Below are 21939 nucleotides of genomic sequence, written 5' to 3'. Positions count from 1 at the left end.
GAGAAGGAGAAGTGCACCGTTGAGCAGCCGCTACCGGCACGGAGTGATCCATTACATGGGTGACGGGGTGGGGGTGCGCGGCCGCGAGGAGTGGACGCTCACCGCCGCCGAGGACGGCACCCGCACGCTGCGCGCCCACTGCCGCATGTTCGACACGGACATCGAGCGGGACGTCGTGCACACCGCGTCCGCCGGGTTCCGGCCGCTGCGGTCCTTCGTCAGCCACCGGGTGGGCGGCGCGTTCCTGGGCGAGGGATGGTTCGTCTTCGGCGAGGACACCCTGGAGTCGGAGCTGCTGCTCAGGGACGAGGGCAGGGTGTCGCAGCGGGTCCCGCTGGCCGGGCCGCCGCCGTTCTTCGTGCCGCACGCGGTGTGCTGCGACGCCTGGATCGTCCCCGCGTACGACCTCGCCGCCGGCGGCCCGCAGCCGCTGACGGGCGGGTTCCGCTCCTCGCCCCGCCCCAACGGGGCGACCGGGCCGTACGCGGACGAACTGGGCGACCTCACCGCCACCCTGGTCGGCGAGGAGACGATCACCGTGCCCGCCGGCACCTTCCCCACCCGGCACTTCCTGCTGACCAGCGACGGCGGGGCCGAGGAACACCTGTGGACGAGCACGGACGGGGACTGGCTGCTGATCCGCCTCCGCTCCGACCGCCTGTCCTCCTCCTACGAGCTGGTGGAGCTGCGCGACGGCGGGTGATCAGGAGGCCGGGAGCTGTCCCAGGTCGAGCCGGGTGACCACGGCCGCGCCGCGCAGGCGGAGCAGGTCGCGCACCAGGTCGCCCACCACGGACGCCTCCAGCCGGTCAGGATCGGCCCGGCTCGACAGCTCGCTCTTGACCATGGCCGCCACCACCAGGTCGGTCACCTTCACGTGGCGGCCCGCCAGCTCCTGCCGGAGGGTGTCGGACAGGCCGAGCAGGCCGAACTTGGAGGCCGAGTACGCCGCCCCCGTCGGGTAGCCGCGCAGGCCCGCGCCGGAGTTGACGTTGACGATGTGGCCGCGCTCGCCCGCCACCGGCTCCTGGCCGGTCATCTGCCGGGCGGCGGCGCGGGCGCACAGGAAGGCGCCGGTCAGGTTCGCGTCGACGGTCTCCCGCCACGCCTCGTCGTCCAGGTCCACGATCTCGGCCTTGCGGAAGACGCCCGCGTTGTTGACCAGCACGTCGAGCCGCCCGTACGAGGCGACCACCCCGGCGACCGCGGCGTCCACCCGCTCGGTCACGGTCACGTCGAGCGGCACGCCGACGGCCTCGCCGCCCGCGGACCGGATCTCCCCGGCCGTCTCGGCCACCCGACCGGCCCGCCGCCCGGCGCAGACCACGGCGTAGCCGTCGGCGCCCAGGGCCAGGGCCACGGCCCGGCCGAGCCCGCTTCCCGCGCCGGTGACCAGCGCGACCCGTCTCACCCGCACTGGTAGAACTCCAGGACCTCGCCGTCCGGCCCGAAGAAGGACTGGACGAGCGCGGAACCGTACGGCGGCAGGTCCACCTCGACGGGCGGGCAGACGGGCTCCGCGCCGAGGCCCGTGACCAGCGCGGACGTGGCCGCCAGGTCGTCCGTCTCCAGGGAGGCCGACAGGATGCCCAGGTTGGGCGGCACGGCCGCGTCGCGCTGCTGCCTGCCGGGGAACCCGACGTACTGGGCGATCTCCACCCGGCCGTTGACCGTGCCGCCCGGCATGAACAGGTTGATGTTGTGCAGCCCGGTGCCCGGCGGCAGGCGGAAGAACGACTCCATGTTCTCGATCAGCTTGTCGTACAGCACCTCGTAGCCGAGCGCGGTGTAGAACGCGGCGGCGCGGCGGGCGTCGCTCACGTGGATCGCGACGGTCTGCAGCTCGCTCGGCCGGCCGTCGTACCCGGCGAGCGGGCTGGTCGGCCCCGGCTCCAGCTGGAACACGTCGAGCACGACGCCGTCCGGATCGTAGGAGAGCGAGTCCCAGGCGGACAGGTCCTCCATCACGGTCCAGCGGGTCGGCTGCGACTTCTGCCGGCCGCCCGCCGCCACCAGCCGTGCCACGGCGGCGTGGAGGTCGTCGACCCTGATGTTGAGCGCGTAGTGGCCGTAGTCCTGCGGGCGGGCGTACTCCCCCCAGTACGGGCGGCCGGGGGCGGCGAACTGGACCAGGCGCAGCAGCCCGGTCGTCGCCCCCTCCGGCCCCATGACCACGGCCCTGCCGGTGAGCCCGGCCGGCATCTGCCAGGCGGCCTCGGCGGCGGGGCCGCGCACCTCCGCCTCGGCGTGCGGGACGTACCCGAAGGTGTCCGCGTAGAAGGCGCGGGAGCGATCCAGGTCGGACACGGCGACGGTCGTCACCCGCAGTTCGCTGATCACGGGGTGTTCCCTTCCTCCCGGTGCGCCACGAGGTGCACCCGCTCTCCTTCGGACCCGTACGCCACGAACGACCGGCGCCCGGCCAGCGGCCCGGTCCCCGGCACGGCCGGGTCGGTGGCGCGGTGCCCGCCCGCCAGCACGGCGGCGTGCGCCGCGTCCAGGTCGGCGCAGGCGTAGCTGACCAGGCCGGTGCCGCCGGGCAGCCCTGCCGGGTCGAGGTTCGCGGCCGGGTGGCCCTGCAGCTCGATCGCGCCCCGGCCGGTGCCCTCGCGGCCGCTCTTGAGCAGGCTCATGCTGACCGGGGTGCCGCCGGGGATGCCCCAGGCGCGGTGCAGCGGGCCTTCGGTGAAGTCGGCGGCCATCAGCGCGGGCATGCCGAGGCTCCCGCCGTACAGCCGCCGCGCCGTGTCGTGGTCGTCGGTGCGCAGGTGCACCTCGAAGACCGGGCCGGTGCCCCGGCGGGCGCTGGGGAAGCTGCGGCCCTGCGGCTCGGTGAGGCCGGTGGTCAGGATCAGGTGGGTGCCCCAGGGCATCCGCCACACGCCGGAGCGGTGCACGTTGCTGCCCAGCTCCGACAGGTCGGTGGTGAACGGCTCGGCCACGGGCCGGACGCCGGGCCAGCCGGCCAGCCGCCCGGCGGCCGCGTCGACGTCCTCGACGACCAGCTCCACCGAGTCCCAGCCGCGCGGCAGCGCCCGCGTGACCGGCCGCGCCTCGCCCTCGACCAGGCAGACCATCCCGTACGGGAAGCCGGGCGGTCCCAGCAGCGCCCACGGCCGCCCGGCCCATCCGCCGAGCCCGGCCTCCGCGGCGAGTGTGCCGCTCGCGCGGGATTCGAGACCGAGGACGCTCCGCAGGCGCTCCTCCGTGGCGTCGAGGCCGGGAACCTCGATCCAGACGCAGGCCAGCTCCTCCACCAGCGGGACGTCGCTCATCGCAGCGGGTTCTCGCCCTCCGGCCACCAGTCGCCGGCGCCGTAGGGGTCGGCCAGCGGCTGCGAGCCGTGCTCGTGCACGATGCGCCAGGTGTCGTCCTCGCGGCGCACCAGCCAGGTCATCCGCATCCGGAGCCTGCCCTGCTTGCCGTCGCCCTCGATGTCGTAGTCGATGACGCCCGCGACCTGGGCCAGCGTGTCGGCCTCCCAGCAGAACGGGCCCTCCACCCAGCGGAAGCCGTGGATCCGGATGGGCGCCTTGAAGTAGGCCTCCCAGCCGGCCTTGATCCGGTCGCCGCCGTGCGTGGTCCAGCGGGGACCCTCGACGAAGACGTACGCGTCGTCGGCGGGGGAGAAGGTGTCGAGGACGCCCTCCAGTCGCCGCTCGATGACGGAGGTGAGCATGGCCTCCGCCGTGCCGACCGGTGTTCTCATGGATCCGCCTCCCCGATCATTCCGCTACTCGGAACGGTGTTTCGAAGACCCTAATTGTCTGATGTATCCCGGTCAAGGTGCACCACGGCCTTGCCGGTGTTCAGGCCCGACATGAGCCGGATGAAGGCGGCGGGCGTGGACTCCAGGCCGTGGTGCTCGTCCTCCAGGAAGCGGAGCCGCCCCTCGGTGAGCAGCTTCCCCACCCGGTCGGCGAACCGCGGGCGCAGGTCGAAGTGGTCGTACACGACCAGCCCGTGCACGGACGCCCGCGCCCGCATGACCGCCCCGGCGGGCAGGACCGTCTCGCCCGCCTCGTTCGCGTGGTCGGGCAGGCCGGCGAGCGCCACCCGGGCGTGCGGGGCGAGCCGGTCCGCCACCCCGCGCAGCACCTCGCCGCCCGCCATGTGCAGGTAGCCGTCGACGCCGTCGGGGCAGGCCTCCGCGAGCGCGTCGGCCCAGCCGGGGTCATGCCGGTCGACGGCCGCCGCGTAGCCGAAGAAGTCCGTGGCCAGCTCGCACTTGGCCGGCCCGCCGACGATCGCCACCGTGCGCGCGCCCGCGAGGCGGGCGAGCTGCCCGGCCACGCCGCCGACGGCTCCGGTGGCCGAGGAGACGACGACGGTGTCGCCGACCGCCGGCCGGATCAGCCGGGTGATCGCGGCGTACGCGGTGAGTCCGGGCGTGCCGAGCGCCCCGAGCACGGCCGTACGGGGGACGCCGGGCGGCACGGCGACCGGACGGAGCGACTCCGCGGGCACCGTGGCGTACTCCTGCCAGCCGGTCTCGGCCACCACCCACTCGCCGGTGCCCACCACCCGCGCGACGGCCCTGCCGGGCACCAGGTCACCCGGGTGGATCGGCGGGTGGCCCAGGTTGCGGCCGGTCATGGCGCCGCGGACCCACGGGTCGAGCGACAGGTGGACGGCCCGGACCAGCACCTCGCCGGGGCCGGGCGAGGTCACCGGCACGGTCTCCAGCCGGAAGTCCTCCTCGGCGGGCACTCCTTCCGGCCGGCGGGCCAGGACGATCCTGCGCACGCTCTCCGGGGGTGGGCTGGTGCTGGTCATGGGGGCTCCCTTCACGTGGAGCATCAGGGTTTCATGTTGAAACACCGTTTCGCTAGAGGGAATCCGGAGTCGTGGTGATCCCGCATGGCGGGTTACGCTGTGGCCGTGCCGACCGACCGCGCCGCTGCTCCGGCGTACCAGGACCTGGCGAGCCGGCTGAGGGAGCAGATTCTCGCCGGCCAGTTGAAGCCCGGCGACCGGCTCCCGGTGGAGCCGGAGCTGTGCGCCATGTACGGCGTGAGCCGCAGCACGGTGCGCGAGGCGCTGCGCGTCCTCTCCAGCGAGGGCCTGCTGGTCACCCGCAGGGGGGTGGCCGGGGGCAGTTTCGTGGTCCATCCCGACCCCGAGCACATCAAGCACTACCTGCGCTCCAGCTTCGCGCTGTTCACCGACGCCGGCTCGGTGGCCAACCTGCTGGAGGTCCGGTGCCTGCTGGAGGTGCCCGCCGCCGGGCTGGCCGCCGAGCGCAGGTCCCCCGAGCAGCTGGAGGCCCTGCGGCGGTCCCTGGTCAAGCCGCGCCGCGACCGGGGGCGCGGGTTCGCCGCCAACCGGGGCTTCCACGAGGTGCTGCTCGCCGCGGCGGGCAACCCGCTGCTGACCGCCGTGACCGCGCCCGTGTTCGGCGTGCTGGAGAGCAGGTTCGCCCGCGACGAGGCGGCGTCCGACTTCTTCGAGCGGGTCGACCGCGACCACCGGGAGATCTTCGGGGCCGTCGAGTCCGGCGACCGCGAGGCCGCCGAGAGGGCTCAGCGCGAGCATCTGGAGCATCTGCGCGAGACCTACACGCGCATCGACAGGGAGCGCCGCCAGAACGGCGACTAGACGAAACGTCGTTGCGTAGAGCGGAACACCGCCTTGACCCTCGAATGGTCTGACGTTTAGGCTCTGGCTGTCAGCGTGAGGCCAGAGCGAGGAAACGTCATGAGTGTCAAACCGGGCTGGCAGGGCCGGTACTTCGAGGACTTCGAAGTCGGGGACGTGTATCAGCATCCACTCGGCAGGACCGTCTCCGAGGCGGACAACACCTGGTTCACGCTCCTCACGATGAACACCAACCAGATGCACTTCAACGCGGAGTACGCGGCGAAGTCGGAGTTCGGCAAGCCCCTCGTGGTCTCCACCTTCACGGTGGCCATCGCCGTCGGGCAGAGCGTCACCGACCTCACCCAGAACGCCTTCGCCAACCTGGGCTGGACCGACATCCGGATGACCCACCCGGTGTTCGCGGGCGACACGCTGTGGAGCGAGTCGATCGTGCTGGAGAAGCGCGAGTCGGGCAGCCGCTCGCACGCCGGCATCGTCACCGTGAAGACCAGGACGCTCAACCAGGACGGCAAGGAGGTCTGCTCGTTCAAGCGGACCTTCTACGTCTACCGGCGCGGCGCCGAGCAGATCGAGGGCCTGTTCCCGACAGCGGAACAGCCGCTCGCCCTGGAGGACTGAGTGCGCATCACCTACGGCCCGTGGGGCGAGACCCTGGAGGAGCAGGCCGCCGCCGCCCGCGCCGCCGAGGAGGCGGGCGCGGAGGTCGTGTGGGTGCCCGAGCTGCACCGCAGCGCGACCGTGTCGGCCGCGGCGCTCGCCCAGGCCACCGGCACTGCCCGGGTCGGCACCGCGATCGCGCTGGCGTTCACCCGCAGCCCGATGGTGACCGCGCTGGAGGCGCTCGACCTGGACGAGCTGTCCGGCGGCCGGTTCGTGCTCGGGCTCGGCTCCGGGGTCAAGCGGCTCAACGAGGACTGGCACAACGCCCGCTGGGGCAAGCCGGTCGGCCACCTGCGCGAGACCGTCCGCTACCTGCGCCACTTCTGGGAGCACTGCGGCACCGGCGAGCCGATGGTGCTCGAAGGCGAGCACGAGCCGATGCGGATCGTCGGCTACCAGCGCCCCTTCCCGGTCGTCCGCACCCGGATCCCGATCTACCTGGCGGCCGTCGGCCCGGCGATGACCAGGCTCGCCGCCGAGATCGGCGACGGCTGGATCTCCCACGAGCTGTGCTCGCCCTCCTACCTGGCCGAGCGCATCCTGCCGGAGATTGAGGCCGGGCTCGCCAAGGCCCACGTCGATGAGCGCGGCAAGGGGCGCGGCGACCTCGACCTCGTCGTCTCCGCCGCCTGCTCGGTCGACGACGACCCGAAGCTGGCCCGCCGCCGCGCCGCCGGCCTGGTCGGCTTCTACGCGAGCGTGCGCAGCTACGCGGACTTCTTCGCCTTCCACGACCTGGCCGCCGAGCAGGAGGCCGTGATCGAGGCCTTCCGCGGCGGGCGCGGCGCCGACCATCTCGGGGACGTGGTGACCGACCGCATGGTGGACGCTCTCACCCTCGCCGGCACCCACGACGAGGTACGGGAGCGGATCGCCGCCTACGAGGGCCTCGCCGGCTCCGTCAAGCTGACCCCGCCCACGCACGGCCTGCCGGCCGCCGAGACCAGGGCGGCGCAGCGATCCATCATCCGCCTCATCGCCGACATCACGGGAGGACGAGCGTGAGACCGCTGGAAGACGTCCGGATCATCGCCGTCGAGCAGTACGGCGCGGGCCCGTTCGGCAGCGTGCACCTGGCCGACCTGGGCGCCGAGGTGATCAAGATCGAGGACCCGAGGGCCGGCGGCGACGTCGGCCGCTACGTGCCCCCGTACGCCGAGGGCGAGGACTCGCTGTTCTTCGAGACCTTCAACCGCAACAAGCGCAGCCTCTCCCTGGACCTGTCCAGCCCGGAGGGCCGCGCGGTCTTCGAGGACCTCGTCAAGGTCAGCGACGCCGTCTACAGCAACCTGCGCGGCGACGTGCCGGCCAAGATCGGCATCACCTACGACGACCTCAAGCACCTCAACCCGGCCATCGTGTGCTGCTCGCTGACCGGCTTCGGCATGACCGGGCCGCGCAGCAAGGAGCCGGGCTACGACTACGTGCTCCAGGGCCTGGCCGGGTGGATGGACCTCACCGGCGACCCGGAGGGGCCGCCGACCAAGTCCGGCCTTTCGATGGTCGACTACTCCGGCGGGTTCGTGGCGGCCATCTCGCTGCTGGCCGGCCTGCACGCGGCCCGCAGGGACGGGGTCGGCATGGACTGCGACGTCAGCCTGTACGACACCGCCATAGGGCTGCTGACCTACCCGGCGGTCTGGCACCTCAACGCCGGGTTCGTCCCCGAGCGCACCCGTCACTCGGCGCACCCGTCGCTGGTGCCGTTCCAGGCGTTCGAGGCGGCCGACGGGTGGCTGGTGGTCGGCTGCGCCAAGGAGAAGTTCTGGCAGCGGCTCGCCGTGGTGATCGGGCACCCCGAGTGGGCCGGCGACCCGCGCTTCGCCACCTTCGCCGACCGGCGGCGCAACAAGGACGTGCTGCTGCCCCTGCTGGAGGAGATCTTCCGGCGGCGCACGGTCGACGAGTGGCTGAAGCCGCTCTACGCCGCCTCCATCCCGTGCGGCCCGATCAACGACGTGCCCGCGGCCATGAAGGAGGAGCACACCCTCGCCCGCGACCTCCTGGTGGAGACCGAGCACCCGCACTGGGGCACCGTCCGCCAGGTCGCCTCCCCGGTCCGGGTCGGCGCCGACCGTCCCGCCTACCGCCGTGCGCCCCGCCGCAACGAGGACTTCGGCCACGTCGTCCGCGACCTCCTCGGCTACGACGACACCCGGATCGACACCCTCACCAGCGCCGGCGCCTTCGGCCCGCTTCCCGACGGCGACACCACGCCGGCTTCCGGCGGCGCTGTCCCGGCTTCCGGTGGGGACGCCGCGCAGACTTCCGATGGCGAGGCCCCGGCCTCCGGCGGGAACGCCGCGCCGGCTTCCGGCGGCGCTGTCCCGGCTTCCGGTGGGGACGCCGCGCAGACTTCCGGCGGCGAGGCCCCGGCCTCCGGCGGGAACACCGCGTCGGCTTCCGGCGGCGGGGCGGCTGCCTCCGGTGGGGGGGCTTCGGAGGGTGTGGGGGCGGTGGGGTCGTGACCGTCGCGCGTACTCTCGTGGCCTGGGCGCTCGGGCCCGGGCCGGCGGGCGCGCCCGAGGAGGTGCGGGAGGCCGCGTGCAGGCATCTGCTCGACGGGTTCGGCACCGCCGTCGCGGGCGGCCGGGCCGGGGCGGCGGCGCCCGCGATCGCCGTCGCCCGCGGGCTCGGGGGGCCGCCCGAGTCGGGGATTCCCGGGACCGGGGGGCGCGGGTCGGCGGTGGCGGCGGCGCTGGCCACCGGGACGCTCGTGCACGCGCTCGACTTCGACGACACGCACGCGGGCGGGCTGGTGCACGCGACCGCCGCGGTGCTGCCCGCCGCGCTCGCCGTCGGTGAGCAGACCGGCGCGAGCGGCGCCGAGACGCTCGCCGCCGCCATCGCCGGGTACGAGACCGTGTGCCGGCTCGGCGCCGCCGCGCCGCACGCCTTCCACGCCCGCGGCCTGCACGCCACCATGGCGTGCGGCGTGCTGGCCGCCGCCGTCGTGGCGGCCCGGCTGATGCGCCTCGACCCCGCCACCGCCGTGGACGCGCTGGGCATCGCCGGCAGTCAGGCGGGGGGCCTGCTGGAGTTCCTGTCGACCGGCGCGTCCACCAAGCAGCTGCACCCCGGCCTGGCCTCGGCGTCCGGCATCCTGGCCGCCCGGCTCGCGGCGGCCGGCGCCAGCGGTCCCGACACCGTGATCGAGGGCCCGCACGGCCTCTACGCGGCCCTGGCCGCCCGCCCCGCGGACATCGCCCGCATCACCGGCGGCCTGGGCGAGACGTGGGAGACCACCCGCATCACCGTCAAGCCGTACCCGGCCTGCCAGCTCATGCACGCCACCCTGGACGCCGCCGCCGACGCCCTCCGCGCAGCAGCTCTGGGCGACAAGACCGCCCAGCCGCGTACGACCTCGCACGACGGGGAGACCCGCCCGCCGCGCCCCGGTGAGGAGGCTCGCGCGGGCCGGCCTGGCGACGAGGCCCGTGGGGACCGGCCCGGCGTGGAGGCTCGCGCGGCCCGGCCTGGCGACGAGGCCCGTGGGGACCGGCCCGGCGGGGAAACCCGCGCGGCTCGGCTCGGTGAGGAGGTGGTCGAGGTGATCGCGTATGTGCATCCCGACAGTGCCTCCATCGTGTGCGAGCCCGCCGACCGCAAGGTCGCGCCGCGCACCCCGTACGACGCGAAGTTCTCGCTGCCCTGGAGTGTGGCCGCGCTGCTGCTGGACGGCGAGGTGACGCTCGGCACGTACGAGCCCGGCAGGCTGCGACGACACGACGTCGCCGCGCTCGCGGCCCGGGTCCGCACCGAGGTCACCCCGTTCCCCGGCGTCGCCGCCGACGCGCCCGGCCACGTGCGGTTGCGGCTGGCCGGCGGGCGGGAGGTCGAGGGCAGGGTGCCGAGCAGCGCCGGCGGCCCGGGCAACCCGCTGAGCGAGGCCGCGCTGCTCGCCAAGTTCACCGCCAACGCGGGCGGGCCGTCACCGGAGGCGGACGAGCTGGCCCGCCGGATCCACGCGCTGGCCGCCGAGCCCGACCTGACCGCCATCGCCGCGCTGGCCGACCGGCTCGCGGCCCCGGAGGAGAACGCATGACACTCAACGCCATCCGTCCCGACCACTTCCCCTGGTTCCGCTACGAGGGGTACTCCTTCTCGCTCGGCCTCACGCACGGCGCCGACGCCTGGCTGTCCGGCCACTCGGCCAGCGAGCACGACCCGGAGAGCGGCCGCATGGTGGTCAGGGGCGGCATGACCGACCAGGCCAGGACCGCGTACGCGAAGATCGAGAGGATCCTGGAGGCCGCGGGACTCACCTTCCAGGACGTCACCAAGATCACCGAGAACGTCACCGTCCACGGCCTCGGCCACTACCCGGAGGCCGAGGCCGTCCGGCAGGAGGTCTTCGGCGAGCACCGGCCCGCCGTCAGCACGGTGATCGTGGAGCGGCTGCTGCGCCCGGCGGCGTTCATCGAGATCGAGGTGCACGCGAGCCCCGGCGGGCCCAAGGCCGTCTCCGAGTGCGGGGTGGCCGAGACGGCCGACGGCGCCGTGTTCCTGCCGACCCTGCTGCCCGTCGACGAGCACGGCGCGGTGGTGCACGAGGGCGACCTGGTCGGCCAGTACGCCTACTGCCTGGACAAGGCCGACCGGCTGCTGCGCGGCGCCGGGCTGTCGCTCGACGCCGCCGTGACCACGTACGACTACAGCACCCCCGCCACCCGCGACGTCTACCGGCGCACCCACCGGGCGCGCAAGGAGCGGCTCGGCGGCGCGGGCGTCTACCCGGGCGCGGGCGGCATCCTGATGAGCGAGCTGCACCGGCCTGGCGTGCTCGTCGCGCTGGAGGTCACCGCCTCCCGCCACCCGCTGGAGGCCGTCAACCCCGGCTGGTCCCGCTACGACACGCTCACCTACACGCCCGGCGTCAAGGCCGGCGGCATGCTGTGGATGAGCGGCTTCGCCTCGCTCGACATGGAGACGCAGGAGGTCCTGCACCCCGGCGACGTGGTCGCCCAGGCCGAGGTCACCTACGACGCGATCGGGCAGGTGCTGGCCGCCGCCGGGGCCGGGCCCGAGCACCTGATCTCCACGATCGAGTTCGTCTGCCCGGACGGGCTGGCCGGCTATCGGGGCGTGGCGGGGGTGCGCAAGGAGCGGCTGCGCGAGCCGTGGCCGGCCTCCACCGGCGCGCTCTGCGCCGGCCTGCTGCGGCCGGAGTTCCTGCTGGAGGTCTTCCCCACGGCGGTGCTGCCATGAGCCTGCTGAGCGACGAGCTCCGCGCCATGATCGGCACGGAGGTCACCTACACCGCGCCGGAGGAGCTGGGCCGGGCCGCCATCCGCTACTTCGCCAAGGCAGTCGGCGACGACAACCCGCTCTACACCGACGACGCCTACGCCCGCGAGCACGGCCTCCCGGGCGTGGTCGCGCCGCCGACGCTGATCTGCGAGACCAACCAGTACGCCGACGTGCCGCCCGACGCCGACGGGTACGCGGGCCACGACTGGCACATCGACATCCCGGGCAGCAGGAAGGTGCGCGGCGGCAACACGTACACCTTCCACCGGCACGTCCGCCCGGACGACGTGATCACCGCCACCTGGCGGCTGGAGGGCGCGACCGAGCGCCGCACGTCCGGAGGGCAGGACATGCTCGTCGTCTCCTCCGTCGCCACCTACACCAACCAGGACGGCGACCTGCTCTGCACCAACGAGGAGACCATCATCTACGTCGCGCGGAAGGAGGACCGGTGACAGCACCGCGGGTCACACCCGGCGCGGAGGTGCCGCCGCTGGAGCGGACCATCGACCTGCGCGCCATGGTCGCCTACGCCGGCGCCACCTGGGACTGGCACCGGCTCCACTACGACCCCGACTACCTGGCGCCGCGCGGGCTGCCGGCGCCGGTCGTGGACGGGCAGGTGTTCGGCGCGCTCCTGGCCGAGCAGGTGCAGGACTGGCTCGGGCCGCGCGCGTTCGTGCGCCGCCTGCACTTCCGGTTCAAGAACCTCGTCTTCGCCGGCGAGACCGTCCGCTGCGTCGGCCGGGTGACCGCCGTCGAGGGCGGCGTCGTCCAGGTCGAGCAGCGGGTGCTCATCATCGACGGCGACCTGCCGGAGCGGGTGGCGGTCGAGCCGGCCGGAGCGGAGATCGTGCTCGGCGGGGAGGCCTCATGACCGCCGTCGCCATCGCCGGCGCCGCCGAGAGCGACCTCGGCGTCACCGGCAGGTCGATACTCGGGCTGCAGGCCCAGGCGGTGACCAGGGCCCTGGCCGACGCCGGGCTCACCCTCGCCGACGTGGACGGCGTGGCCACCACCGGGGTGTCCCGGTTTTCGGCCACCCAGCTCGCCGACTATCTCGGGCTGCGCCCGTCCTGGACCGACTCCACCTTCGCGGGCGGGTCGGCGTTCGAGATGTACGTCGCCCGCGCGGTCCAGGCCATCGAGGCCGGCCAGTGCTCCACCGTCGTCGTCTCGTTCGCGTCCAACCAGCGCTCGGCGCGGTCCAGGTCGCTCGGCGGCGTGGTGGAGACGCACACGCCCGAGGCGCAGTTCGAGACGCCCTACGGGCCGCTGTACCCGATCTCGTACTACGCCATGGCCGCCCAGCAGTACCTGCACCGCTACGGCGGCACCCGCGAGCAGCTCGCCGAGGTCGCGGTCGCGGCCCGCGAGTGGGCGCTGCTCAACCCGGCCGCCTACCGGCACGAGGCCGGGCCGCTCAGCGCCGCCGAGGTGCTCGCCGCGCCCATGGTGTCCACGCCGCTCACCTCGGCCGACTGCTGCCTGGTGACCGACGGCGGCGGCGCGATCGTGCTCACCTCGCTGGAGCGGGCCCGCGACCTGCGCAGGCCGCCGGTCCGCGTGCTCGGCTACGGCGAGCGCACCACGAACACGTCGATGACCGCCGTCGGCGACCTGACCGTGACCGGCGCCGTCGAGGCGGGCCGCGACGCGTTCGCCCGCGCCGGGCTCACCCCGGCCGACGTGGACGTGGCCGAGGTGTACGACTCGTTCACCATCACGGTCGTGCTCACCCTGGAGGCGCTCGGGTTCTGCGGCCGGGGCGAGGCGCTCGACTGGATCGCCGGCGGGCGCATCCGCCCGGGCGGCGACTTCCCGCTCGACACCTCGGGCGGCGGCCTGTCGTACTGCCACCCGGGCCAGTACGGGGTGCTGCTGCTCGTCGAGGCCGTGCGCCAGCTGCGCGGCGAGTGCGGCGAGCGGCAGGTGCCGGGCGCGGAGGTCGCGCTCGCCCACGGCACCGGCGGCATCCTGTCCACGCACGCGACCGTCCTGCTGGGGGTGGACCGGTGAACGCGCCAGAACCCGACGAGGTCACCCTGCCCTGGTGGGAGGCCACCCGGGAGAGGCGGCTGCTCGTGCAGCGCTGCTCCTGCGGGCACGCCCAGCACCCGCCCAGGGCGCTCTGCACCGCGTGCGGCGCCACCGAGGGCCTGGGCTGGCTCGACGCCTCCGGCGAGGCCGCGGTCGACGCCTGCACCGTGGTCCAGCGGGCGATGCCCGGCTTCACGCCCCCGTACGTCGTCGCCAGGGTGCGGCTCGCCGAAGGCGTGCTGCTGCTGTCCAACGTGGTCACCGACGAGCCCGGCGCGGTCGGGATCGGCGACCCGCTCCGGCTGGACTGGCGCCCGCTGCCCGACGGTCGCGCCCTGCCGGTGTTCGTCCCCCTTGAAAGGCACGAAAGGTAATCATGGACTTCGAGCTGAACGAGGAGCAGCGGGACTTCCGCGCCCTGCTGCGCGCGTTCGTCGACAAGGAGATCGTGCCCGTCGCGCGCGACTGGGAGCACTCCGGCCGGTACCCGACGGAGATCGTCGACGGGTTCAAGGAGCTGGGCCTGTTCGGCATCACCGTTCCCGAGGAGTACGGCGGCCTCGACCTGGACCCGGTGTCGTTCGCGCTGGTCTTCGAGGAGATCTCGCGCGGCTGGATGGGCGTGGCCGGCATCCTCGGCAGCCACTCCCTGGCCTGCCGCATGATCGCCATGCACGGCACCGACGACCAGAAGCGGCGCTACCTGCCCGGGCTGGCCACCGGCGAGCGCCGCACCGGCATCGGCCTGACCGAGCCGGACGCCGGCACCGACCTGCAGGGCATCCGCACCACCGCGCGGCGCGAGGGCGACCACTACGTGGTCAGCGGCACCAAGACGTGGATCACCAACGCCCGCTACGCCGACCCGCTGCCGGTGCTCGTCAAGACCGACCCGGCGACCACGCCCGCGCACAAGGGCATGAGCGTCCTGCTCGTCGAGGCGGACACCCCCGGCTACCAGGTCACCAAGGACATCCCGAAGCTCGGCTACAAGGGCACCGAGTCGTGCGAGATCGTGCTCGACGACGTGCGCGTCCCGGCCTCGAACCTGCTCGGCGGCATCGAGGGGCGGGGCATGCAGCAGGCGCTGTCCGCCCTGGAGTGGGGCCGGGTCAACATCGCCGCGCGCTCCGTCGGCATCGCCCAGCGCGCCTACGACGAGGCCCTGGCCTACTCCCGCCAGCGCAGGGCGTTCGGGCAGCCGATCGGCGACTTCCAGGCCGTGCAGATCCAGCTCGCCTCCCTGGCCACCACGCTGCAGGCGGCGAGGCTCATGGCGTACTGGGCCGCCGACCAGGTCAGGAAGGGCCGCGCGGACGCGCAGACCGGCATGGCGAAGATCTTCTGCTCGGAGGTCGCGCTGGAGTCCGCGATCAGCTCGCTCAAGGTCCACGGCGGGTACGGCTACTCCACCGAGTACGAGGTCGAGCGGCTCTACCGTGACTCGGTGCTGATGAGCATCGGCGAGGGCACCAACGACGTGCTGCGCACGGTGGTGGCCAGGTCGCTGTCGCGCGGCGACGTCAAGGTCGGGTGAGCGGCATGGCCCGATCCCACCTGTACGTGCCGGGCGACGCGCCGGACAAGCTGGGCAAGGCGCTCGGCAGGGGCGCGGACGCGCTCATCGTCGACCTGGAGGACGCCGTCCCGCCCGCGGGCAAGGACGCGGCCAGGGAGGCGGTGGCCGGCTGGCTGCGGGAGACCGATCCCGGGCCGGTGGAGCTGTGGGTCCGGGTGAACCCCGGCCCGCTGCGCGAGGCGGACGTCCGCGCCGTGGCCACCGCGCCGTCGCTGGCCGGGCTGGTCGTGGCCAAGGTCGAGAGCGCCGCCGAGCTGGCCGAGCTCGACGCCCTGCTCACCGCGCTCGGCGCGGACGGGGTGCCGGTGGTGCCGCTGCTGGAGTCCGCCTCGGCGATCTTCCAGGCGCTGGAGATCGCGCGCGGGCCCCGGGTGGCCCGTCTGCAGGTGGGCGAGGCCGACCTGCGCGCCGACACCGGCGTCACCACCGGGCCGGACGAGCGGGAGCTGCTCTGGGCCCGTTCCCAGGTCGTGTTCGCGTCGGCCGCCGCGGGGATCTCCCCGCCGGTCGGGCCGGTGTCCACCGACTTCCGCGACCTCGATGCCCTGCGGGCGTCCACGGAGGCGATCGCCCGGCTCGGGTACGCGGGCCGCGCCTGCATCCACCCGGCCCAGATCGCGGTCGTCAACGAGGTGTTCACCCCGTCGGCCGAGCGGGTCGCCTGGGCCAGGGACCTGGTGGAGCGGTTCGAGGCGAGCGGGTCGGGGGTGCTGCTCGACTCGGCCGGGCGGATGGTCGACGAGGCCGTGGTCCGCCAGGCCCGCCGCGTCCTCGGCATGGCCCGATGACCGCGGCCGTTCCGTGCGGGCTGCGGGATCGGCTCGCCGCTGTCACCGGGGTCTGGGAGGGCAGCTATACGCACCTGTCCCCGGCGGGGGAGGTGCGGGACACGTACGCGTCGCGCCAGGAGACCCGTCTGGAGGGGGACCGCTGGTACGAGCGGATCGTCTACCAGAGGCCCGGCCACGACCCCGAGGTGCTGGACTTCCGCGCCCGCTTCGAGGGCGGCGAGCTGCGCTTCGACGACCCGTCGTTCGAGGGGCGGGCGGTGCTGGTGGAGGGGCGCTTCCTGGTGTTCCCGTACCGGTGGACCGCCGACCCGGGGACCGAGGTGGTCGAGCTGATCACCTTCGCGGACGACGACTACAAGGCGCGGCTCTGGCAGCGCTTCCGTGACGGCCGGCTCGAAGGCGTCACGGTGATCGAGGAACGCCGGGTGCCCGGCGCGACGGCGGAGGTGTGGCACTGATGACGCGTGTGGTCGACCTCGACGGTCCCGGCCTCGACTGGCGGGAGGTCGTCATGCCCGCGAGCTCGGGACCCGTCCGGCTGGTGCGGTTGCACGCGGCCGGCGAGGCGTCGGTGTCGCTGGTCCGCTTCCCCGCCGGCTGGAGCAGGCCGGACACCGGGCACTACCCGTGCGCGGAGGAGTTCGTGGTGCTGGACGGCCTGATCTCGGTCAGCGGCACAGACTTCCCCGCCGGGACCTACGCCTACCTCCCGCCGTCCACGCCCCGTACGGCGAGCGTCGCGGGCCCCGGCGGCTGCCTGGCCGTCGCCTGGTTCTCCGGCCCGCCCGCCTGGAAGGACGGCCTGCCGGACGGGCCCGCGCCGCGGGTGGTCCACGGGCCCGTCGCCGAGGCGCTGCGGGTGGAGGACGACGTCATCCGGGCCCGCGGCTCCGCGTCCGGTGTCCCGGAGCCGCGGGGCCTCGTGTCGGGCGGCGATGTGGAGGTGCTCTCCCTCACGGCCCGCACCTGGGCGTACGGCTCCGGCGTCCCGGACCTCCCCGGCCCCCTCCTCACCCGCTTCTGGCCCACCGCCTGATCCCCGGGAGGCGTGGCACCCGCGCAGGGTGGCGTGGGCGCCACCCTGCGCGGGTGCTCACGGGGTCGTTATCAGCGCGGGTTCCAGGAGGCCCGTGACGTCTGCGCGGGTGGCCAGGCCGCGGACCTCCTTGGCGAGGGCCGTGACCGCCTCGGGGGACAGGACGCGTGCGGCGTTGAGGGCGTACTTCCGCTCCAGCTCGTCGATGCTGAGCGGGTGCTCGGGGCCGCCGCGTGAGCTGTGGACGCGGTGCTCCAGCCGCCGCCCGTCGCGGGTGCGCACCCGCAGCACGGCCGAGAACGCCCGCGGGAACTCCTCCGAGCACTGCTCGTCGGCCACCACCCGGACCCGCGCGGCCAGCGCCAGCCGGCGCTCGTCGCGGAACGCTGTCTCGGTGAAGTCGTCCAGGTGCAGGCCCAGCCCGCCGCCGCCGGCCAGCGCGCTGGCCACCGTGTAGGGGCCGGAGAACTTCGCGTGGTACGGGGTGCGCGGGCGGATCTTCTCCTCGTACGGCTCCCCGATCGTGCGCAGCGGGGCAGCGGCCACGCCGAGCTCGATCTCGTCCACGTCCTCGGGACGCAGCCCCTCGGCGCGCAGCGCGAGGGCGGCGTCGATGCCCGGGTGGGTGAAGTGGTTGGACGGGTACGGCTTGTAGACCGTGCGCAGCAGCTCCCAATCCTCCCCGAGCCCGGCGGTGATCGCTTCGGCGTCGTAGCGCCCGTCGAGGAACGCCTGGAAGAAGCCGAAACGCCCCTCGAAGACCGTCGGCGGCCCGGTCACCCCTTCGGCCGCCATGGCGGCGGCCACCACGCCGGAGTGCGCCGCCCAGCCGCAGTGGACGCGCTTGACGGTGCCGCCGGTGCGGTTGGCCTCGATGACCCCGGCGCCCATGCTGGCGGCGATGCCCATGGCGTCCGCGATGCCTGCCGCGTCCAGCCCCATGAGCAGGGCCGAGGCGGCGGCCGCGCCGACGGTGCCGCAGATGGAGGTGGCGTGCCAGCCCTTCTCGAAGAAGAGCGAGTTGCGCAGCTCGGGCAGGTAGGAGGCCATGCCGAGCCGGTTGGTGATCTCGTCGCCGACCGCGATGGCCTGGCACAGGGCCGCGCCGCTCGCCCGTACCGACTCCGCGACCGCCAGCGCGGCGGGCACGACCGAGGCGGACGGGTGGAGCACCGACGGCAGGTGGGTGTCGTCGAAGTCGAGCGCGTGCGCGAGCGTGCCGTTGACCAGGGCGGCCGAGGGGGCGGGCAGCGCGAGCGCGTGGCCGAGCACGGAGCACTCGCCGGCGCCGCCCCACCGCCCGGCCAGCCGCCGCACCGCCTCGTGCGGCTCCTGCGGGCCGGTCAGCTCCTGGGCGGCCAGGCAGTTGCCGAACGTGTCGAGCACCCGGCCCGTGACGTCGGCCATGACGGGCTCGGGCAGCCCGTCACGGGCGGCCGCGGCGAACTCGGCGAGAGCGGAGACGATCGTCATGACGCCAGCACCGCGAGCGGCCGGACCGGTGCGCCGGTGGCGCCGACGACCGGCAGCGGGTTGAGCACGAGCAGGAACTCGGGCACGCCCAGCTCCCGCAGCTCGGTGAGCCGCATCGTCTCCACGATGTTCACCCCAGACTCGACCAGGAGGATCCGGTGCACGGGCAGCACGGAGTGGCCGCGGCCCGCCTGGATCTGCTCGAAGGCGACGGTCTCGCCGCCGGCCACCCGCACGCCCTGCTCGGCCAGCCAGCGGGCCGCGTCCGGACCGGGGCCGGGCACGCCGCCCTCCTCGCCGATGAACCGGCCGGGCCGGTCCCACTCCCGAGACCAGCCGGTGCCGATGAGCACCGCGTCGCCGGGCCGGATCCGCACGCCGGCCCGGTCCCGCGCGGCCTCCAGATCGGCGCGGGTCACCTCGTAGCCGGGCGGGAGCACGTCGGCGCCGTGCAGGGCGGCCACGTCGAGCAGCACCCCGCGTCCCACGTACGGGGGGAAGGCGTCGATGCCCAGCCGGGACAGGCCCTGGTGCGACTGGACCCCGGCGGCCTCGACGCCGCCGTACAGGTAGCCGTCCTGTGAGACGTGGCCGAGCGCGTCGACGTGGGTGCCCACGTGGCCGCCGGTCAGGATCACCTCGTTGGCGGCCGAGCCGCCGTCCTCGCGCACCATGTCGCCGTGCCGGCGCTCGATGACCATCCGGAACCGCGGATGGCTCGGTGACTGCGGCATGCCCGTCCGCATGGGCTGCGCGAGGTCGACGATCCTGGCACCGTCGAGGCGCTCCCAGAGCGTCGGCAGCGTGCTCGTCTCGGTCATCACACGATCCCCTTGTCTCGCAGGGCGGCCAGATCCTCGGCGCTCACGCCGAGCCCGCCCCACACGTCGTCGTTGTCGGCGCCCCTGGCGCGGCCGCTCCAGCGGATGGAGCCGGGCGTCGCCGAGAGGCGGAAGAGCACGTTCTGCATCCGCAGCGGCCCGAGGTCCTCGTCGTCGACCGTGGTGATCGTGTCGAGGGCCTGGTACTGCGGGTCCGCGAACACGTCGCGGATGTCGTAGATGGGGGCGACCGCCGCCTGGGCCGCCTCGAACTCGCGTACCACCTCGTCCAGGTCGCGTTCGGCGATCCAGCCGCCGACGTACGCGTCGAGCAGGTCGGCGTGCTCCGCGCGCTCGGCCCCGGAGGCGAACCACGGCTCGTCGATCACCTCGGGGTGCCCGACCAGGCGCATGACCCGCTCGGCGATGGAGTTCGCCGAGGTGGAGATCGCCACCCAGCGGCCGTCCCTGGTCTGGTAGGTGTTGCGCGGCGCGTTGTTGACCGAGCGGTTGCCGGTGCGCGGCTGGACCCGGCCGAGCTGGTCCCACACCATGGGCTGCGGGCCGAGCAGGGTGACCAGCGGCTCGATGATGGCCAGGTCGACGACCTGGCCGCGGCCGGTGCCGCCGGGGCTGTCGCGGTGGTGCAGCGCCATCGTGACGGCGCTCACGCAGGTCAGCGCCGCCACGCCGTCGGCCAGGCCGAACGGCGGCAGCGTCGGCGGCCCGTCCGGCTCGCCGGTGACCGCCGCGAAGCCGCTCATCGACTCGGCGAGGGTGCCGAACCCGGGCCTCCTGGAGTACGGGCCGTGCTGCCCGAAGCCGGTCACCCGGGCGATCACCAGCCGGGGGTTGAGCTCCAGCAGCGTGTCAGGGGACAGGCCCCAGCGCTCCAGGGTGCCGGGACGGAAGTTCTCGATCAGCACGTCGGCCCGGGCGAGCAGCCGTTTGAGCAGGTCGGCGCCCTCGGGCCGCCCCAGGTTGGCGGTCACGGTCCGCTTGTTGCGGCCGAGCATCTTCCACCACAGGCCGATCCCGTCCTTGCTCGCGCCGTGGGTGCGGGAGGGGTCGCCGCGGTCGGGGTGCTCGACCTTGACGACGTCGGCGCCGTAGTCGCCCAGGATCGTCGCCGCCAGGGGGCCCGCGAACAGGGTGGCCGCGTCGACCACCACCAGGCCTGCCAGGGGACCCGGCGGCGCGGTGCGCTGGTCGTCGGTCGCTGATCGGTCCCTCGGGACGATCTGCTCTGCCTCCACGGAATCGGCCTCCTCAGATGGCTGGATGTGCGTCAGGCCAGTCGGTGCCCGCGTCGCCGCACGGTGCGGCGGGAACCCGGGGCCGCGAATCGCCGCAGGACAGCGTCCGGCACCGGGTCTTCCCAATATATTGAAACAGCGTTACTGTGTGCGGAACAACCCCGCCTGAGTGCCAACCTGGAGCTCTTCGCAATGATCTACCTCGTCTACCGGATGAAACTGCGTTCCCGGGCGCGGCAGGACATGAAGGGTTTCTGGCAGTGGCTGGAAGACCGGGAAAGCTGGTTCTACCGGGATCTGCCGATGGTCAGCGAGGTCCGCTGGTACTACAGCGCCGTCGGCGACGTCTACACGCTGGAGAACTGGGCGGCCTTCGAGGACGAGGCGGCCTGGGGCGAGTACCGCAAGGCGCTGTCCACCCTCAAGGCGGACGACGGCTGGGAGAACCAGCGGGTCAGCCAGGACGAGTGGTGGGAGTTCCTGGACACGCGAATTGTCACCGATCTTCCTGCGCGCGTCGGTTTTCACCGCCAAGGTAGATAGCCGATTCTGATCGTTTCCTTGGAGGACAGATGCCGACCAAGAACGCCGGCACCGCGACCAGCGGCAAGGCGCCCGCGAGGGAGAACTCCGGCCAGGCCATCGCCACCGTCGAGCGGGCCGCGGACGTGCTCATGCACTTCGCCGAGACCCCCTCGAACACGCTGGGCGTGACCGAGATCGCCGAGGCGCTGGGCATGTCCAAGGCCGCCGTGCACCGGATCCTCGCCTCGCTGCGCGTGCGCGGGCTGATCGAACTGGACCAGTCGACCCGGCGCTACTCGCTCGGCGTCGGCGCGATGCGGCTCGGCCTGGCCTATCTCGACCGGATCGACGTGCGGCGGATCGCCGCGCCGGAGCTGGTGACGCTCTCCCAGCGCACCGACGAGACGGCCACCCTGTCGATCCGCACCGGTAACTACCGGATATACGTGGACCAGGTGACCCCGGCCCGCGAGGTCATCATGAGCGTGAACCTCGGCGTGGCCCACCCGCTGCACGCGGGCGCCTCGTCCAAGGCCTTCCTCGCCTTCCTCACCGAGGAGGAGATGGAGAACTACCTGTCGCTCGGCGCGCTGGAGCCGCTGACCGGCAACACCATCGTCGACAAGGCCAGGCTCCGCAGGGAGCTGGCCTCGATCCGCGAGGGCGGCTACGCCCAGTCCTTCTCCGAGCGCATGTCCGGCGCGGCCTCCGTGGCGGCGCCGATCCTCGACCACCACGGCAGGCCGGTGGCGGTCGTCAGCGTCTGCGGGCCGGTGGAGCGCTTCCGCGCCGAGGTCGGGGAATGCGTCGCGAGGCTTCTCGAATCAACCGCACGACTGTCCGCCCAGATGGGCTGGAACGCATCCGAAAGGGGGTGACGGCCGGTACCCCCGGGCCCGGCCATCTC

Annotated in this window: 25 protein-coding genes; 17 read left to right on the top strand and 8 right to left on the bottom strand. The window is 73.8% G+C overall.

What is annotated here, in order from left to right; all coding sequences use genetic code 11:
* Positions 1-19: 19 nt before the first annotated feature.
* Positions 20-703, top strand: coding sequence for a hypothetical protein (locus tag FR742_RS26610; RefSeq protein ID WP_148033470.1), 684 nt, complete (start codon positions 20-22; stop codon positions 701-703).
* Here the strand turns inward: FR742_RS26610 and FR742_RS44740 are convergent, their stop codons facing one another.
* From FR742_RS44740 to FR742_RS26590, 5 genes are read right to left on the bottom strand one after another with little or no spacing between them, the layout of a single operon-like run.
* A complete protein-coding gene (locus FR742_RS44740) occupies positions 704-1417 on the bottom strand; it encodes an SDR family oxidoreductase (RefSeq protein WP_187281315.1) in 714 nt (237 codons plus the stop codon).
* The gene (locus FR742_RS44735; protein ID WP_187281314.1) at positions 1408-2340 is read right to left on the bottom strand and encodes a VOC family protein; all 933 of its coding nucleotides are present in this window, start codon (positions 2338-2340) and stop codon (positions 1408-1410) included. The genes FR742_RS44740 and FR742_RS44735 overlap by 10 nt, the downstream gene beginning before the upstream one ends.
* Entirely contained in the window at positions 2337-3275 is a 939-nt protein-coding gene (locus FR742_RS26600) for a hypothetical protein (protein ID WP_148033468.1), read from the bottom strand. Before FR742_RS26600 ends, FR742_RS44735 begins: the two co-directional genes overlap by 4 nt.
* A complete protein-coding gene (locus FR742_RS26595) occupies positions 3272-3709 on the bottom strand; it encodes a nuclear transport factor 2 family protein (protein ID WP_148033467.1) in 438 nt (145 codons plus the stop codon). Before FR742_RS26595 ends, FR742_RS26600 begins: the two co-directional genes overlap by 4 nt.
* 50 nt (positions 3710-3759) lie before the next feature.
* Complete coding sequence (locus FR742_RS26590; protein ID WP_187281313.1) at positions 3760-4776, bottom strand: NADP-dependent oxidoreductase; 1017 nt, start codon at positions 4774-4776, stop codon at positions 3760-3762.
* An 84-nt stretch (positions 4777-4860) separates the two neighbouring features.
* Here FR742_RS26590 and FR742_RS26585 point away from each other — a divergent pair, with 84 nt between their 5' ends.
* From FR742_RS26585 to FR742_RS26520, 14 genes are all read left to right on the top strand, one after another.
* Positions 4861-5598 carry a FadR/GntR family transcriptional regulator gene (locus FR742_RS26585; RefSeq protein ID WP_148033465.1) on the top strand — a complete coding sequence of 246 codons (738 nt, stop codon included), beginning with the start codon at positions 4861-4863 and terminating at the stop codon, positions 5596-5598.
* Between the two features lie 99 nt (positions 5599-5697).
* Entirely contained in the window at positions 5698-6219 is a 522-nt protein-coding gene (locus FR742_RS26580; RefSeq protein WP_148033464.1) for a MaoC family dehydratase, read from the top strand.
* The gene (locus FR742_RS26575) at positions 6220-7266 is read left to right on the top strand and encodes an LLM class flavin-dependent oxidoreductase (protein ID WP_148033463.1); all 1047 of its coding nucleotides are present in this window, start codon (positions 6220-6222) and stop codon (positions 7264-7266) included.
* Positions 7263-8729, top strand: a complete 1467-nt coding sequence (locus FR742_RS26570; protein WP_222709063.1) for a CoA transferase — start codon at positions 7263-7265, stop codon at positions 8727-8729. The genes FR742_RS26575 and FR742_RS26570 overlap by 4 nt, the downstream gene beginning before the upstream one ends.
* On the top strand, positions 8726-10306 hold the full coding sequence (locus FR742_RS26565; RefSeq protein ID WP_261808754.1) for an MmgE/PrpD family protein: 1581 nt from the start codon (positions 8726-8728) through the stop codon (positions 10304-10306). Before FR742_RS26570 ends, FR742_RS26565 begins: the two co-directional genes overlap by 4 nt.
* Positions 10303-11469: a RidA family protein gene (locus FR742_RS26560; protein ID WP_148033462.1), complete on the top strand. Its 1167-nt coding sequence runs from the start codon at positions 10303-10305 to the stop codon at positions 11467-11469. The genes FR742_RS26565 and FR742_RS26560 overlap by 4 nt, the downstream gene beginning before the upstream one ends.
* The gene (locus tag FR742_RS26555) at positions 11466-11966 is read left to right on the top strand and encodes a MaoC family dehydratase N-terminal domain-containing protein (protein ID WP_148033461.1); all 501 of its coding nucleotides are present in this window, start codon (positions 11466-11468) and stop codon (positions 11964-11966) included. The genes FR742_RS26560 and FR742_RS26555 overlap by 4 nt, the downstream gene beginning before the upstream one ends.
* The gene (locus tag FR742_RS26550; protein ID WP_148033460.1) at positions 11963-12388 is read left to right on the top strand and encodes a MaoC/PaaZ C-terminal domain-containing protein; all 426 of its coding nucleotides are present in this window, start codon (positions 11963-11965) and stop codon (positions 12386-12388) included. Before FR742_RS26555 ends, FR742_RS26550 begins: the two co-directional genes overlap by 4 nt.
* Positions 12385-13530 (top strand): acetyl-CoA acetyltransferase, encoded by a 1146-nt coding sequence (locus tag FR742_RS26545; protein WP_148033459.1) that lies wholly within the window; start codon positions 12385-12387, stop codon positions 13528-13530. The genes FR742_RS26550 and FR742_RS26545 overlap by 4 nt, the downstream gene beginning before the upstream one ends.
* Positions 13527-13925 (top strand): Zn-ribbon domain-containing OB-fold protein, encoded by a 399-nt coding sequence (locus tag FR742_RS26540; RefSeq protein WP_148033458.1) that lies wholly within the window; start codon positions 13527-13529, stop codon positions 13923-13925. Before FR742_RS26545 ends, FR742_RS26540 begins: the two co-directional genes overlap by 4 nt.
* Before the next feature lie 2 nt (positions 13926-13927).
* Positions 13928-15088 (top strand): acyl-CoA dehydrogenase family protein, encoded by a 1161-nt coding sequence (locus tag FR742_RS26535; RefSeq protein WP_148033457.1) that lies wholly within the window; start codon positions 13928-13930, stop codon positions 15086-15088.
* 5 nt (positions 15089-15093) lie between these two features.
* Positions 15094-15918 carry a CoA ester lyase gene (locus tag FR742_RS26530; protein ID WP_187281312.1) on the top strand — a complete coding sequence of 275 codons (825 nt, stop codon included), beginning with the start codon at positions 15094-15096 and terminating at the stop codon, positions 15916-15918.
* Complete coding sequence (locus FR742_RS26525; RefSeq protein ID WP_148033455.1) at positions 15915-16379, top strand: DUF3598 family protein; 465 nt, start codon at positions 15915-15917, stop codon at positions 16377-16379. The genes FR742_RS26530 and FR742_RS26525 overlap by 4 nt, the downstream gene beginning before the upstream one ends.
* On the top strand, positions 16379-16957 hold the full coding sequence (locus tag FR742_RS26520) for a cupin domain-containing protein (RefSeq protein ID WP_148033454.1): 579 nt from the start codon (positions 16379-16381) through the stop codon (positions 16955-16957). The genes FR742_RS26525 and FR742_RS26520 overlap by 1 nt, the downstream gene beginning before the upstream one ends.
* A gap of 57 nt (positions 16958-17014) precedes the next feature.
* Here the strand turns inward: FR742_RS26520 and FR742_RS26515 are convergent, their stop codons facing one another.
* Genes FR742_RS26515 through FR742_RS26505 form a run of 3 tightly spaced genes read right to left on the bottom strand, consistent with a single transcriptional unit; the run spans position 17015 to position 20426 of the window.
* On the bottom strand, positions 17015-18430 hold the full coding sequence (locus tag FR742_RS26515; protein ID WP_148033453.1) for an MmgE/PrpD family protein: 1416 nt from the start codon (positions 18428-18430) through the stop codon (positions 17015-17017).
* Positions 18427-19251: a cyclase family protein gene (locus FR742_RS26510; protein WP_148033452.1), complete on the bottom strand. Its 825-nt coding sequence runs from the start codon at positions 19249-19251 to the stop codon at positions 18427-18429. The genes FR742_RS26515 and FR742_RS26510 overlap by 4 nt, the downstream gene beginning before the upstream one ends.
* Positions 19251-20426 carry a CaiB/BaiF CoA-transferase family protein gene (locus FR742_RS26505; RefSeq protein ID WP_222709186.1) on the bottom strand — a complete coding sequence of 392 codons (1176 nt, stop codon included), beginning with the start codon at positions 20424-20426 and terminating at the stop codon, positions 19251-19253. The genes FR742_RS26510 and FR742_RS26505 overlap by 1 nt, the downstream gene beginning before the upstream one ends.
* A 273-nt stretch (positions 20427-20699) precedes the next feature.
* Between FR742_RS26505 and FR742_RS26500 the strand changes: the two genes are divergently transcribed.
* Together FR742_RS26500 and FR742_RS26495 are read left to right on the top strand one after the other, a co-directional pair.
* Positions 20700-21050 (top strand): hypothetical protein, encoded by a 351-nt coding sequence (locus FR742_RS26500; RefSeq protein ID WP_148033451.1) that lies wholly within the window; start codon positions 20700-20702, stop codon positions 21048-21050.
* Between the two features lie 29 nt (positions 21051-21079).
* Positions 21080-21910, top strand: coding sequence for an IclR family transcriptional regulator (locus FR742_RS26495; protein WP_148033450.1), 831 nt, complete (start codon positions 21080-21082; stop codon positions 21908-21910).
* Positions 21911-21939: the final 29 nt, after the last annotated feature.

This window comes from Nonomuraea sp. C10 (assembly GCF_008017515.1).
Lineage (GTDB): Bacteria > Actinomycetota > Actinomycetes > Streptosporangiales > Streptosporangiaceae > Nonomuraea > Nonomuraea ferruginea.
The sequence above is the reverse complement of the archived record's forward strand: the minus strand, read 5'-3'. Positions and strand labels throughout refer to the sequence as shown.

Bases quoted from the DNA above. Each gene is read 5' to 3' on its own strand.
- FR742_RS26525 (WP_148033455.1), top strand. From the start codon at position 15,915: ATGACCGCGGCCGTTCCGTGCGGGCTGCGGGATCGGCTCGCCGCTGTC.
- FR742_RS26495 (WP_148033450.1), top strand. From the start codon at position 21,080: ATGCCGACCAAGAACGCCGGCACCGCGACCAGCGGCAAGGCGCCCGCG.
- FR742_RS26590 (WP_187281313.1), bottom strand. From the start codon at position 4,776: ATGACCAGCACCAGCCCACCCCCGGAGAGCGTGCGCAGGATCGTCCTG.
- FR742_RS26560 (WP_148033462.1), top strand. From the start codon at position 10,303: ATGACACTCAACGCCATCCGTCCCGACCACTTCCCCTGGTTCCGCTAC.
- FR742_RS26600 (WP_148033468.1), bottom strand. From the start codon at position 3,275: ATGAGCGACGTCCCGCTGGTGGAGGAGCTGGCCTGCGTCTGGATCGAG.
- FR742_RS26555 (WP_148033461.1), top strand. From the start codon at position 11,466: ATGAGCCTGCTGAGCGACGAGCTCCGCGCCATGATCGGCACGGAGGTC.
- FR742_RS26510 (WP_148033452.1), bottom strand. From the start codon at position 19,251: ATGACCGAGACGAGCACGCTGCCGACGCTCTGGGAGCGCCTCGACGGT.
- FR742_RS26515 (WP_148033453.1), bottom strand. From the start codon at position 18,430: ATGACGATCGTCTCCGCTCTCGCCGAGTTCGCCGCGGCCGCCCGTGAC.
- FR742_RS26595 (WP_148033467.1), bottom strand. From the start codon at position 3,709: ATGAGAACACCGGTCGGCACGGCGGAGGCCATGCTCACCTCCGTCATC.
- FR742_RS26500 (WP_148033451.1), top strand. From the start codon at position 20,700: ATGATCTACCTCGTCTACCGGATGAAACTGCGTTCCCGGGCGCGGCAG.
- FR742_RS26545 (WP_148033459.1), top strand. From the start codon at position 12,385: ATGACCGCCGTCGCCATCGCCGGCGCCGCCGAGAGCGACCTCGGCGTC.
- FR742_RS26520 (WP_148033454.1), top strand. From the start codon at position 16,379: ATGACGCGTGTGGTCGACCTCGACGGTCCCGGCCTCGACTGGCGGGAG.
- FR742_RS26530 (WP_187281312.1), top strand. From the start codon at position 15,094: ATGGCCCGATCCCACCTGTACGTGCCGGGCGACGCGCCGGACAAGCTG.
- FR742_RS26585 (WP_148033465.1), top strand. From the start codon at position 4,861: ATGGCGGGTTACGCTGTGGCCGTGCCGACCGACCGCGCCGCTGCTCCG.
- FR742_RS26580 (WP_148033464.1), top strand. From the start codon at position 5,698: ATGAGTGTCAAACCGGGCTGGCAGGGCCGGTACTTCGAGGACTTCGAA.
- FR742_RS26535 (WP_148033457.1), top strand. From the start codon at position 13,928: ATGGACTTCGAGCTGAACGAGGAGCAGCGGGACTTCCGCGCCCTGCTG.